A 13,526-nucleotide genomic window follows, 5' to 3' on the forward strand; every position below is an offset into this window, starting at 1 on the left:
TCGTTGCTTCTTCGTCGGCTCTCCGGAACGGCGGGCGGAACGCCGTCCCGGCGGAGTGGGACGCGTCCGACTCCACGTCGGTTCGCGGTCACTGTGCGACACATCTCCCGCGACCGGGCGGGCGAGGGAAAAGCGACGGTCATGTGAGGGTCCGCACGTGCCCTGTGCCACACCCCCGCCGCCCCGGATCCGAATCCCGTTCTCTACCATCCGAGGTATGGACGTCCCAGAGAGCGGCGCCGCCGGATCCGGCGCCCCCGACCTCGCCGAGGGGTTCCCGGTCCCCACCCCGGACCGGTGGCGACGGCTCGTCGCCGCGGTGCTCCGCAAGAGCGGTGTCGCCGAAGAACGCCTCGCCGACCACCCCGAAGCCGTGCTGGCCACCCGCACCTACGACGGCTTCGACATCGCCCCCCTGGCCACCTCCGAGCCCCCGGCCGCCGATCCCGGCTACCCCGGAATGGCTCCCTTCACCCGTGGTCACCGCCCCGGCGGCGCCGTCGCCGGTGGCTGGGACATCCGCGCCCGCTACTCGGACGCGGACCCCGGGACACTGCGCCGCCGCGTCCACACCGACCTGATGAACGGGGTCTCCTCCCTGTGGATCGCGGTCGGCGACGGCCGGCTGTCGGCGGACCGTCTCGGCACGGCCCTCACCGACGTCCACCTCGACCTCGCGCCCGTGGTCCTGGAACCCGGCGCCGCCTTCGCCGAGGCCGCCGACGCCCTGCTGAGCGCGCACGCCGACGCCGAGGTCCCCGACGGCCGGATCATCTCCCACCTGGGCATCGACCCGCTCACCGCGGCCGCCCGTGCCGGGGCCCGCCCCGACGTCATGGACGCCGTCCGGTTCGCCGTCGACCGCGCCCGGGACCGCCCCGGTCTCGGCCTGACGGTCGCCGACGCCACCCTCGTGCACAACGCGGGCGGCTCCGACGGCCAGGAACTCGGTTACGCGATCGCCGCCGGCGCCGCACTGCTCCGGGCCCTCGTCGCCGCCGGCCTGGACATCGCCGACGCCGCCGGACGCATCGAGTTCCGGCTCGCCGTGAGCACCGACCAGTTCGCGGGCATCGCCAAGCTCCGCGCGGTCCGCGCCATGTGGAACCGGGTCCTGGAGGTCTCCGGGGTGCCCGCGGACCGCCGCCCGATGAAGGTCCACGCGGTCACCTCCGAGGCGATGCTCACCCGCAGGGACCCGCACGTGAACATGCTGCGCACCACCGTGGCCTGCTTCGCCGCCGGTGTGGGCGGTGCCGACTCCGTCACCGTCCTGCCCTACGACGCGGCCGTGGGCCTGTCCGACGACTTCGCCCGCCGCATCGCCCGCAACACCCAGGCCCTCCTCATCGAGGAGTCCCACCTGGCGCGGGTCATCGACCCCGCCGGCGGCTCCTTCCACGTGGAGGCGCTCACCCGCGACCTCTACCTCGCCGGATGGGCCTTCCTCCAGGAGATCGAGGCCTCCGGGGGCGCGGCCGAGGTCATCGAGGACGGATGGCTGCGCGAGCGCGTCGACGACGTGTGGGAACGCCGCCGCCGGGACCTGGCGCACCGGCGCGCGCCGCTGACCGGCGTGAGCGAGTTCCCGAACCTCGCCGAGCGGCCCCTCGCCCGCGAGCCCCTCCCCGAACGCGACTCCTGGTTCCCGGTGCGCCGCTACGCCGGTGAATTCGAGGAGCTGCGCGACCGCTCCGACGCCGCCCCCGACCGCCCCACCGCGTTCCTGGCCACCCTGGGCCCGGTCGCCGCGCACACCGCGCGGGCCACCTTCGCCGCGAACCTCCTCGCCGCCGGCGGCGTCGACACCCACCGCCCCGGCCCCCTGGAGGACGCCGAGGCCGTCGCCCGCGCGTTCACCGCGTCCGGCCTGCGGGTGGCGGTGCTGTGCTCCTCCGAGAAGGTCTACGCCGAGCACGTCGAGGCCGCCGTCGAGGCGCTGAGGAACGCCGGAGCCGAGCGCGTCCTGCTGGCGGGCGCCCCCCGCGCACTGGACGCGGACGCCTTCCTGCACCAGGGGTGCGACGCCGTCGCCCTCCTCACCGAACTGGTCGATCTTCTGGTCCCGAACACCCAGGGGGCGAGCGCATGACCCCGGACATCCCCGGTATCCCCGGCATCCCCGACCTGTCCACCGTGGCCCCCGAGCCGCCCGCCTTCTCCGGAGACGGCGACGAGTGGCCGGCCACCGTCGAGGCCGCCACCGGCAAGGCCCCCGACGCCCTGGAATGGGAGACCCCCGAGGGCATCGCGGTCAAACCGCTCTACACCCCGGCGGACCGGGCCGGGCTGGACTTCGTGGACGGCCTCCCGGGCATCCCGCCCTACCTGCGCGGCCCCTACCCGACCATGTACGTCAACCAGCCGTGGACCGTCCGCCAGTACGCGGGCTTCTCCACGGCGGAGGAGTCCAACGCCTTCTACCGGCGCAACCTCGCCGCCGGCCAGAAGGGCCTGTCCGTCGCGTTCGACCTGGCCACCCACCGGGGCTACGACTCCGATCACCCCCGGGTCGCCGGGGACGTGGGCATGGCGGGCGTGGCCATCGACTCCATCTACGACATGCGCCAACTGTTCGACGGCATCCCGCTGGACAGGATGAGCGTGTCGATGACGATGAACGGCGCGGTCCTGCCGGTGCTGGCGCTGTACATCGTCGCCGCCGAGGAGCAGGGCGTTCCGCCCGAGAAGCTGTCCGGGACCATCCAGAACGACATCCTCAAGGAGTTCATGGTCCGGAACACCTACATCTATCCGCCGCGGCCGTCGATGCGGATCATCTCCGACATCTTCGCGTACACCTCGCAGCGGATGCCCCGGTTCAACTCCATCTCCATCTCCGGCTATCACATGCAGGAGGCGGGGGCCACCGCCGACCTCGAACTCGCCTACACCCTCGCCGACGGCGTGGAGTACATCCGAGCGGGCCGGAGTTCCGGCCTGGACGTCGACGTGTTCGCCCCGCGGCTGTCGTTCTTCTGGGCGATCGGCATGAACTTCTTCATGGAGGTCGCCAAGCTGCGCGCCGCCCGCCTGCTGTGGGCGCGGCTGGTCAAGGACCTGGGCGCGGTCAACGACAAGTCGCTGAGCCTGCGCACCCACTCCCAGACCTCCGGGTGGTCGCTGACCGCCCAGGACGTGTTCAACAACGTGGCCCGCACCTGTGTGGAGGCGATGGCCGCCACCCAGGGGCACACCCAGTCGCTGCACACCAACGCCCTCGACGAGGCGCTGGCGCTTCCCACGGACTTCTCCGCGCGCATCGCCCGCAACACCCAGCTGCTGCTCCAGCAGGAGTCGGGCACCACCCGCTCCGTCGACCCGTGGGGCGGCAGCTACTACGTGGAGCGGCTCACCCAGGAGCTGGCGACCAAGGCCTGGGAGCACATCGTGGAGGTGGAGAAGGCGGGCGGCATGGCCGCCGCCATCGACGCCGGACTGCCGAAGATGCGCATCGAGGAGGCGGCCGCCCGCACCCAGGCGCGCATCGACTCCGGGCGCCAGCCGGTCATCGGCGTCAACAAGTACCGGCCCGACGGTGATGAGGACATCGACGTCCTCAAGGTCGACAACTCCAAGGTGCGGGCCAGCCAGTTGGAGAAGCTGCGCCGGTTGCGGGCCGAACGCGACGAGGACGCGGTGCGCGCCGCCCTGGACGCCCTCACCGAGGCGGCCGGCCGGGAGTCCAGGGCCGACGACGCCCTCACCGACAACCTGTTGGCGGCGGCCGTCGAGGCGGCCCGCGCCAAGGCCACCGTCGGGGAGATCTCCGACGCGATGGAGAAGGTGTTCGGGCGTCACTCGGGGCAGATCCGTACCATCCAGGGTGTGTACCGGAACGAGGCGGCGGGCAGCGCGGACGCGGCGGGGCTCATGGAACGGGTGACCCGTCGGGTGGACGCGTTCACCGAGGAGGAGGGCCGCCGTCCCCGCATCCTGGTGGCGAAGATGGGCCAGGACGGCCACGACCGGGGCCAGAAGGTCATCGCGACGGCCTTCGCCGACCTCGGCTTCGACGTGGACGTGGGTCCGCTGTTCCAGACCCCGGAGGAGGTCGCCGTCCAGGCGGTGGAGGCCGACGTGCACGTGGTGGGGGTGTCCTCGCTGGCGGCCGGGCACCTCACGCTGGTGCCGGCCCTGCGCGGGGAGCTGGCGAAGCTGGACCGCGAGGACATCATGATCGTGGTCGGCGGCGTCATCCCACCGCAGGACTTCGACGCCCTGCGCGATGCGGGCGCGGCGGCGATCTTCCCGCCGGGTACGGTCATCGCGAAGGCGGCCATCGACCTGCTCGACCGGCTGGAGGCCCGTCTGGAGCAGGCCTGACCACGCGCCCCGGGCCCGAGGGGCCCGGTCGGCGTCCGGACGGGGATCGGACCGGTGCGGGCGTCGATCGGGCGCTCCGGGGACCCGCGCCCCGGGGACCCGAGGGCGGTCCGGTCGGCCCGACGGTCCGGCCGGGGCACGGTGACGACGAGAGATGAGGGGACGGCGTGGGGCAGGAGCGGACGCGGCGGCGCCGCACGGTGGACGTGGCCGCGCTGACCGAGGGCGTGCTGGCCGGACACCGGCCGACCCTGGCACGGGCGATCACGCTCGTGGAGTCGCGCCGCCCCGATCACGCCCTGGCCGCCCAGGACCTGCTGGTGCGGCTGCTCCCGCACACCGGCGGCGCCCACCGGGTGGGCATCACCGGTGTGCCGGGCGTGGGCAAGTCCACGTTCGTCGACGCCCTGGGCACCCGCCTCACGGGGGAGGGGCACAGGGTCGCGGTGCTCGCCGTCGACCCCTCCTCCACCCGTTCCGGCGGCAGCATCCTGGGCGACAAGACCCGCATGGCGCGCCTGGCGGTGGACCCGAACGCGTTCATCCGGCCCTCGCCGACCGCCGGGACCCTGGGCGGGGTGGCCCGGGCCACCCGGGAGACCATGCTGCTCATGGAGGCGGCCGGGTTCGACGTGGTGCTGGTGGAGACGGTGGGGGTGGGGCAGTCCGAGGTGGCGGTGGCCGCGATGGTCGACTGCTTCCTCTTCCTGACCCTGGCCCGCACCGGCGACCAGCTCCAGGGCATCAAGAAGGGCGTGCTGGAGATGGTGGACGTGGTCGCGGTCAACAAGGCCGACGGACCGCACACCGACGACGCCCGCAAGGCGGCCCGCGAACTGTCGCGGGCGCTGCGCCTGCTCCAGCCGGTCCACCCCGACTGGCGGCCCCCGGTGCTGACGTGCAGCGGGCTGACCGGTGACGGGCTGGGCGAGGTGTGGGACACCGTCCGGGAACACCGCAAGGTGCTGGAGGACGGGGGAGCGCTGGCCGAGCGCCGCAGCGGGCAGCGGGTCAGCTGGATGTGGGACCAGGTCCGGGACCGGTTGATGGACGCCTTCCTGCGACATCCGGAGGTGGGCTCCCGCATCTCCGAACTGGAGCGCGAGGTCCGGTCGGGGGAGACCACGGCCACACTCGCGGCCGGTGCCCTCCTGGACGCCTTCACCGGGAGTGACGGCGCGGCGGGCGCGGGGGAGCCGGGTGAAGCGGAGGGGCCCTCCACCTTGACCGACGATTGACGGACCTCGAAAACCGGATGTCATATCGTGAAATAAACTAGTGTAAAAGGTCGATACCGGGCGGCCGAGACGGAGTTCGTGTCCCCGAGGCGAAAATTTCTTCCGGGATGCCATTCCCGAAAGCCCGGCCGGCTTATACCGTGTGTGTCCAACGACTTACCGGACACGCGGACGCGCGAGCGCTTCCCTTCTCGGTGGTCCGGCTCCGTGGGAGTGGTGCCGGACCCGGTGGGCGCGGGCCGCGTTCCTGCGTATGGTTAAGCGAAGGGACCCCTCGCCTTCTCGTGGGGTCGGGAGGAGTGAGCGTGCACAGGCTCGGACTGAGCACAAGGGTGGAAAGCCGCAGCGTCATCGTCGCGATCCAGGGTGAGCTCGACATCGCGACCACCAACGACCTCCAGGAGCACATCCGGTCCGCCGTCGACACCCACGGTCCGTGGCTGATCCTGGACATGTCGGGGCTGGACTTCATGGATTCGAGCGGTCTCAACGTGATCATCAACGCCTACCGCACCGTCCGTGAGCGGGAAGGCGCCCTGGCGTTGGCCGCCCTCAACGAACGCGTCACCAAGGTCGTCCGCCTGGTCGGCCTGCACCGTCAGGTCCCGGTCCACCAGACGGTCGCCACGGCCGTCGCCGCGATGGAGGCACTGGAGGCCAAGCGGCAGGCCGGGTAGGGCGTGTGCCGCGGGCACCCATCCTGAGCCCTTGCCCCCGCGGACCGCGTACGAGCCACCGAACAGGACCGGACGTCCCCCGATGTCCGGTCCTGTTCGTGTGCCGGGGGAGGCCCGGTGAGGTCCCGGGGCGACGGTGTGGGCGGGCCGATCACGGCGGTGCCCCGCGTGGGCCGGATCGGCGCGGACGACGCGCCCTCGGGGCGAGGCGCGGGGCCGGGCGGCCCGGGGTCTCGCCCAGGGCGCGTCCCCCGAGGCGATGAGCCTTGCACGGAGGGCGGAGAAGGTGTCCGACGGTGAGGGCGATCACCATCGACGGCTCGGCGGGGGTGGTCCGCCCGAGCGCCGAACGATGAGCCCGGTGCGGCCGGGCGCCCGGCCGCACCGTCGTGTCGGGAGCGGTCAGTCGCCGCCGCCACCGCCGCCGCCGTCACTTCCGCCACCGGAGCCGCCGCCGCCCCAGCCGCCACCGGAATCGGAGGACCCGCCTCCCCATCCGCCCCATCCGCCCCAGCCGCCGCCGGAATCGGAGGAGCCGCCGCCCCGGCCCCCGCCCGAGGAGGGCGCCGCACCGGGGTCGCCGGGCTGGCCGTGCGCGGGCGGGGCGTCCCGGCCCTCCCGGCCGTCGCCGCCCCCGTGGCCGTCGTGATGCACCGGGTCGCCGTAGTACACCGGGCCGCCGTGGCCGTCGCTCCCGTGGCCGTACCCGCGGTGCCCGTATCCCGCGGGCGTGGCGACGCGGCTCCGCCGCAGGGCCAGCACGAGGGCCAGCAGGCCGCCGCACAACAGCAGGCCGGCCAGCACGCCCTGGGCCAGACCGAGGTACCCCACGAGGGAGTACAGGTCGGGATCCCTGATCAGCACCGGCATCATGACGGCCCAGAGGACCTGGTACACGATCAGGATCAGGGCCTCGGCGATGAACAGCAGACCCGCCGTGCGGACCAGGCCGGGGGCCGCCGCGCGCGACGCCCGCACCAGGGCCACGATCCCGGCCAGGATCAGGGGAAGGGCCGTGATCAGGGCGCCCGACAGGACACCGGGCAGGACTTCGAGGTTCGGTCCCACTGTCGTCTCCATGGGGCTCTCCTAGTGTCGGGGGGTCTGCTGCGGTCGGTGCGGGTCCGGCGCCGGGGTCGCGGCCACGACCAGGGCGATGACGCCCGCGGCCAGGATCAGCCCCGGCACGGCGAACAGCACCGAGTGCAGGGGCGAGTGGACGAGCGGGAACAGCGCGCCGGTGACGTTGAGCACGTGCAGTACGCCGTCGCCCAACCCCGAGAGCGCCACCAGGGCGCCCCCGAGCACGGCCGACGTTCGTCGGGTCGGGGCGACCCGGCCGGACGAGGCCATCGCCACGACGCCCAGCACGATGCGCAGGACGATGAACAGCAGGGTGGGGACGGACGCCACGAGAGGTGACAGATGGGAGACGATCATCGGGACGTTCCTCCGTTCGGTGCGGTGGAGTCGGTGATCGGCGCCGCCCCGCCCGGGAACGGGGGGAGGGCGGTGCCCATGAGGAGGGGCGGGTCCACGGCTGTCGAGACCACGGGTGTTCCTTCCGGGGGCGGGGGTGCGGCGGTCTTCACGGGGGTCGGGTCCACCGGCGTCCCCCTATCCCGGTAGACGTCCCGTTCCGCGTTCCGGTTTCGGATGGCGGCGGGTCCACTCTGGTGCCGGGCACGGGCATTGCGCCAGGGTGGTGTCGTGCGTAACATCTCATCGAATCGCTTCGACAATGAACGGGACGGCACGGTGCGGATCTCCGATGTGGCTCGGCACGCCGGTGTGTCGCCCAGTACGGTCTCCTACGTCCTCAGCGGGAAACGCTCGATCTCCGACACCACCCGCCGCCGGGTGCTCGACAGCATCGACGCACTCGGCTACCGGCCGCACGCGGGCGCCCGCTCCCTGGCCAGCCGGCGCAGCAACGTGCTGGCGCTCGTCGTCCCCCTGCGCGAGGACGTGCACGTCCCCGTCGCGATGCGGTTCGCGGTCTCGGTGGTCACCGCGGCCCGTGCCCACGACCACGACGTCCTCCTGCTCACCCAGGGGGAGGGGCCGGCCGGACTGCACCGGGTCGCCGGCAGCGCCATGGTGGACGGGGTCATCGTCATGGACGTCGAGACCGAGGACGCCCGCGTCCCCGTGCTGCGCTCCCTGGACCTGCCCTCCGTGCTCATCGGCGTCCCCGCCGACACCGAGGCGCTGACCTGCGTCGACCTCGACTTCGCCGCGGCCGGTGCCGCCTGCGTGCACCACCTGGCCGACCTGGGGCACCGCGACATCGCGTTCGTCGGACAACCGGCGTCGGTCTACGAACGGCGCACCGGCTTCGCCGAGCGCACCCTGGCCGGGTTCGAGGCCGCCGCCCGCGAACGCGGCGTGCGGGCCACCTCCCACCCCTGCGACCCGGCCGCCGCCCGGACCCTGGCGGCCGAACTGGTCCGGGACCGCCCCGACCTCACCGGCCTCATCGTCCACAACGAACCCTCCCTCGCCCCTTTGCTGGACGCCCTCGCCGACCACGGCCGGACACCGCCGGAGACGTCCGTGGTCGCCCTGGGGTCGCTGCCGCCCGGGGTCGCGGAGCTGACCCGGGTGGAACTGCCCGCGGAGGAACTGGGCGCCCGCGCGGTGGCCCTGCTCATGGACCGCATCGACGGTCCCGAGCATCCGGAGGTGACCCTCCTGGAACCGAGGATCATCCTCGCCGAGAGCACCGCGCCGCCCGTTCGACCGGACTGACCCCCACGGGGCGCGGAGCCGTGACCGGCCCGTCGCGCCCGCCGTCGAAGCGCTTCGACGAACCGGTGCCCCCGCACCCACCGATCGTGATCGCGCCTCCCGCGCGATCCCACCCCCCGACCGGAAGGACAGAGCGTGTTCAACGAGATCGAGGACGGAGTCGAGTGGCGGGGCGGCCACCAGGTCGTCCGTGTTCGGGCCTGGGGCGCGGACGGTCTGCGCGTCCAGGCCGGACTGTCCACTCTGAGCGAGGACCTCCCCGGGGCGCTCGACGCGCCCCCCGACACCGGGGCCGGCGCCCGCCTCGTCCTGGACGGGGACCGGGCCCTGCTGGTCAACGGCGCGATCGCGGCCGAGATCGACGCGACCGGGCTGCTCCGGTTCCTGCGCGTCGAAGAGGAGGGCCCCGGGGAGGAACTGCTCGCCGAGGAGCGCGCCCACTTCTGGTGGCCGGGCTCCCGGGTGTACACCTCCACCGGCAACGGCTTCTACCGGATCGAGCAGCGGTTCCGCGCCTACGACGGCGAGCGCCTGTACGGCCTGGGCCAGCACACCCACGGCCTGTTCGACCACAAGGGCGCGGTCGTGGACCTGGTACAGCGCAACGCCGAGGTGACCGTGCCGTTCGCGGTCTCCTCGCGCGGCTACGGGCTGCTGTGGAACAGCCCGGCGATCGGCCGGGTGGAGTTCGCCGCCAACGGCACCCGGTGGGCGGCCGACAGCGCCCGCCAGATCGACTACTGGATCGTCGCCGGACCGGAACCGGCGACCATCCTGGAGCGCTACGCCGACGCCACCGGGCACGCCCCGATGCTGCCGGAGTTCGCCTCCGGGTTCTGGCAGTGCAAGCTGCGCTACCGCACCCAGGACGAGCTGATGGCGGTCGCCCGCGAGTACCGCGACCGGGGGCTGCCGCTGTCGGTCATCGTCGCCGACTTCTTCCACTGGACCCACCTGGGGGACTGGCGGTTCGACCCGGCGGAGTGGCCCGATCCCGAGGGCATGGTGAAGGAGCTTCGGGAGATGGGCGTGGAACTGATGGTGTCGGTGTGGCCGTCGGTGAGTCCGCTCAGCGAGAACTACGCGCCCATGCTGGCGGCCGGTCACCTCGTCGCCACCGAGCAGGGGCCGCCGGTGCACGCCGACTGGGCGGACAAGGGCGTGGACGCCCACGTCCAGGTGTCGTTCTACGACCCCACCAAACCGGAGGCCCGCGCCTACGTGTGGGACAGGATCAGGGAGAACTACCACTCCCTGGGGATCCGGGTGTGGTGGCTGGACGCCTGCGAACCCGAGCTCAAGCCCGGACACCCGGGGAACCTGCGCTACCACGTCGGCCCCGGGAACGAGGTCGGCAACCTCTACCCGCGCGAGAACGCGCGCGCCTTCCACGAGGGGATGCTCGCCGCCGGAGAAGAGGAGGTCATCACCCTGTGCCGGTCGGCGTGGGCGGGTTCCCAGCGCTACGGGGCGGCCCTGTGGTCGGGGGACATCGCGCCGACCTTCGCCTCGTTCCGGGCGCAGATCCGGGCCGGGCTCAACGTGGCGATGTCGGGGATCCCCTGGTGGACCACCGACGTCGGGGGCTTCCACGGCGGTGACCAGGCCTCCCCGGAGTACCGCGAGCTGCTGGTGCGGTGGTTCCAGTACGGGGTGTTCTGCCCCCTGCTGCGGCTGCACGGCTATCGGGAGCCGTTCTCCCACGCCCTGTACCCGTCCATGACCGGCGGACCGAACGAGGTGTGGTCCTACGGCGAGGAGGTCTACGGGCTGCTGCGGGAGCTGCTGTTCCTGCGGGAGCGGCTGCGGCCCTACGTCATGGAGCAGATGCGGGTCGCCCACGAGCGGGGGCTGCCGCCGATGCGGCCGCTGTTCGTGGACTTCCCCGAGGACCCGCGCGCGTGGGAGTCGGGCGACGCGTTCCTGTTCGGCCCCGACGTGCTGGTCGCCCCGGTCACCGAGTACGGGGCCCGGTCCCGCGAGGTGTACCTGCCGGAGGGGGCGGACTGGACCGATCCGTGGACCGGGGAGACGCATCCGGGCGGCTCCCTCATCACCCTGGAGGCCCCGTTGGACCGGGTCCCGGTGCTGGTGCGGGCGGGCTCCGAGGTGCCGATCACGGTGTGACCGCCGCCCCCGGAATATCCCCCGGGGGTCCCTCGTTGCACACCATGCGGGACGGTGCGGTAGCAAGTGTCCCCCGGGCTCCACTCGAAGCCTTCACGGAATACCGCGCCCTTGCGGGTGGTCATGGAGCCGTGTTGTGCACCGCGCCGAGAGGCGACCGCCGTACCGGCCCGCCATACGGGGGCGGCCCCGCCGAGCGTCACGCTCGGCGGGGCCGTCGCCGTTTCCGGGGTCCGCGCCCCGCCCACCGCACGCCCGGCAGGCGCTCCTCGGCCGCTCAGGCGACGGGGCCCGGGGCCACGGAGGTTTCGCCGAAGTGGGCCTTGGCGCTCGTGGAGTAGAGCAGCGCGACCACGGTGAACGCGAACGCGGCGGTGACGAGTTCGGGGACGCCCGCGACGGGCGTGAACACCAGGGCCAGGATGACCACGCCGTAGACGGCGTTGACACCCAGGGCCGCCGGTCGCGCGGCGGGCCGGCCCCTGCCGACCAGCACCGCCAGGACCAGGGACGCGATGCCGTACACCAGGGCGATCGTGGCGGCCGTGAACACGGCCCAGGTGGGGATCCCCGGCGTGGGCGGGACGGCGTCCACGGTCTCGGTGGCGACTCCGCCGGCGAAGGCGAGGCCGCCGGCGATGAGCTGGTAGGCGGTGATCAGGATGAGCAGGACGAAGACGGCGGTAACGCTGCCGGGCCTGGTGCGTGCGTTCACGTCATGTTCCTCTGCGCTGGGGAGGTGTCTTCCTTACGACATAGCCGCACGGAGGGGTGTTACACGTGTTCGGCGCACCGGAGGGCGGTTCGCGCAGGTCGGCGCCGAAGAATCGGGTCCGCCCCCCGCCGGGCCGGTGCCGGGTACGGGCGCCCCGGCGGGCACGCGGCGGCACGCGCCGCGGGTGAGGGGCTCCTCGGAGGAGCCCCTCACCCGTTTCCCGCCGGAACCGGACGGCCGGATCACGATCGCGGGCGCGCTTCCCGGTCCGCAAGGGGCGGGTGGGCCCCGAGGGCACCGCCTCGTCCGCTCGGGGGCCGTCCGATCCGGGACACGGCGCGCACGGGCCCGACGGACGGACACGCGAAACGCCCGACCGGGGAACCCCGGCCGGGCGTCCGCTCGGACCCGTCCGGTCGACCGGGTACCGCGAGGACCCGTCGGATCCGCTCCGCGCTCGGCGGGGCCGTCGCCGCTCCCGGGGTCCGCGCCCCGATCAGCGCACGCCCAGCAGGTGCTCCAGGGCCAGCTGGTCCAGCCGCTCGAAGTGGTAGCCGCGCTCGCCGACCGCCGCCTCGTCGAAGTCCTCCGCCAGCAGCTCGGCCAGGCCCTCGCCGGTGCCCAGCGTGGGCACCGACAGCTCCGGCACCCGCGACGCCCGCAGCGCCTCCTGGACCTCGGGGTCGGCGCGGAACGCCGCGGCCTTCCCCTTGAGGATGAGGTAGTTGCGCATGCAGGCGGACGCCGACTCCCACACCCCGCTCATGTCCTCGGTGCGCGGCGGCTTGAAGTCGAAGTGGAGCGGTCCGGCGTACCCCGCGCTCTCCAACAGGTCGACCAGGAAGAACGCCTCCTTGACGTCGCCCGCGCCGAACCGCAGGTCCTGGTCGTACTTCACCCCGCGCTGACCGTTGAGGTCGATGTGGAACAGCTTGCCCGCCCACAGGGCCTGGGCGACCCCGTGCGCGAAGTTGAGCCCGGCCATCTGCTCGTGGCCGACCTCCGGGTTGACCCCCACCATCTCGGGGTGCTCCAACGAGTGGATGAACGCCAGCGCGTGCCCCACGGTCGGCAACAGCACGTCGCCGCGCGGCTCGTTGGGCTTGGGCTCGATGGCGAACCGCAGGTCGTAGCCCTGGTCGCGGACGTACCCGCAGAGGATGTCGAACGCCTCGCGCAGCCGGTCCAGCGCGGCGGCGTCGTCCTTGCCCGCCTCGGTCTCGGCACCGTCCTGTCCGCCCCAGCACACGTAGGTGGTGGCGCCGAAGGACGCCGCCAGGTCGATGTTGCGGACGACCTTGCGGAGGGCGTGCCGGCGCACGTCGCGGCTGTTGGAGGTGAACCCGCCGTCGCGGAACACCGGGTGGGTGAACAGGTTGGTGGTGACCATGGGCACGGCCAGCCCGGTCTCGTCCAGGGCGCCCCGGAACCGCTTGAGGATCTCCTCGCGCTGGGAGGTCGTGCTGCCGTGGGGTACCAGGTCGTCGTCGTGGAACGTGATGCCGTGCGCGCCGAGTTCGGAGAGCCGGTGGACGGCCTCGACGGGGTCGAGCGGGGGCCGCACGGCGTCACCGAAGGTGTTGACGCCGCGCCAGCCCACGGTCCACAGCCCGAACGTGAACCTGTCGTCCGGTGTCGGTCGGTACGCGGTCATGGAGAGCCTCCTGGGATAGGGACCCTCAGTTTGTCTAG

10 protein-coding genes are annotated in these 13,526 nt (G+C 73.0%); 6 read left to right on the forward strand and 4 right to left on the reverse strand.

Annotated features, from left to right (window positions below; translation table 11 throughout):
• Nucleotides 1-217 precede the first annotated feature (217 nt).
• From PWG71_RS25035 to PWG71_RS25050, 4 genes are all read left to right on the forward strand, one after another.
• The gene (locus tag PWG71_RS25035; protein WP_274812455.1) at nt 218-2,092 is read left to right on the forward strand and encodes a methylmalonyl-CoA mutase family protein; all 1,875 of its coding nucleotides are present in this window, start codon (nt 218-220) and stop codon (nt 2,090-2,092) included.
• Entirely contained in the window at nt 2,089-4,326 is a 2,238-nt protein-coding gene (gene scpA, locus PWG71_RS25040; RefSeq protein ID WP_274812456.1) for a methylmalonyl-CoA mutase, read from the forward strand. The genes PWG71_RS25035 and scpA overlap by 4 nt, the downstream gene beginning before the upstream one ends.
• Before the next feature lie 167 nt (nt 4,327-4,493).
• Nucleotides 4,494-5,564, forward strand: a complete 1,071-nt coding sequence (gene meaB, locus PWG71_RS25045; protein ID WP_274812458.1) for a methylmalonyl Co-A mutase-associated GTPase MeaB — start codon at nt 4,494-4,496, stop codon at nt 5,562-5,564.
• Nucleotides 5,565-5,869: 305 nt separating this feature from the next.
• Nucleotides 5,870-6,241 carry an STAS domain-containing protein gene (locus PWG71_RS25050; protein WP_274812459.1) on the forward strand — a complete coding sequence of 124 codons (372 nt, stop codon included), beginning with the start codon at nt 5,870-5,872 and terminating at the stop codon, nt 6,239-6,241.
• A gap of 402 nt (nt 6,242-6,643) precedes the next feature.
• Here the strand turns inward: PWG71_RS25050 and PWG71_RS25055 are convergent, their stop codons facing one another.
• Nucleotides 6,644-7,321, reverse strand: coding sequence for a hypothetical protein (locus tag PWG71_RS25055; protein ID WP_274812460.1), 678 nt, complete (start codon nt 7,319-7,321; stop codon nt 6,644-6,646).
• Between the two features lie 9 nt (nt 7,322-7,330).
• Nucleotides 7,331-7,681: a hypothetical protein gene (locus PWG71_RS25060; protein WP_274812461.1), complete on the reverse strand. Its 351-nt coding sequence runs from the start codon at nt 7,679-7,681 to the stop codon at nt 7,331-7,333.
• A 318-nt stretch (nt 7,682-7,999) separates the two neighbouring features.
• Here PWG71_RS25060 and PWG71_RS25065 point away from each other — a divergent pair, with 318 nt between their 5' ends.
• Nucleotides 8,000-8,992, forward strand: a complete 993-nt coding sequence (locus PWG71_RS25065; RefSeq protein WP_274812538.1) for a LacI family DNA-binding transcriptional regulator — start codon at nt 8,000-8,002, stop codon at nt 8,990-8,992.
• A gap of 135 nt (nt 8,993-9,127) precedes the next feature.
• Nucleotides 9,128-11,119 carry a glycoside hydrolase family 31 protein gene (locus PWG71_RS25070; protein WP_274812462.1) on the forward strand — a complete coding sequence of 664 codons (1,992 nt, stop codon included), beginning with the start codon at nt 9,128-9,130 and terminating at the stop codon, nt 11,117-11,119.
• 277 nt (nt 11,120-11,396) lie between these two features.
• Here the strand turns inward: PWG71_RS25070 and PWG71_RS25075 are convergent, their stop codons facing one another.
• Together PWG71_RS25075 and xylA are read right to left on the reverse strand one after the other, a co-directional pair.
• Nucleotides 11,397-11,834 (reverse strand): hypothetical protein, encoded by a 438-nt coding sequence (locus tag PWG71_RS25075; protein ID WP_274812463.1) that lies wholly within the window; start codon nt 11,832-11,834, stop codon nt 11,397-11,399.
• Nucleotides 11,835-12,330: 496 nt separating this feature from the next.
• Entirely contained in the window at nt 12,331-13,488 is a 1,158-nt protein-coding gene (gene xylA / locus PWG71_RS25080; RefSeq protein ID WP_274812464.1) for a xylose isomerase, read from the reverse strand.
• Nucleotides 13,489-13,526: the final 38 nt, after the last annotated feature.

It is taken from the genome of Nocardiopsis sp. N85 (assembly GCF_028882275.1).
Classification (GTDB): domain Bacteria; phylum Actinomycetota; class Actinomycetes; order Streptosporangiales; family Streptosporangiaceae; genus Nocardiopsis; species Nocardiopsis lambiniae.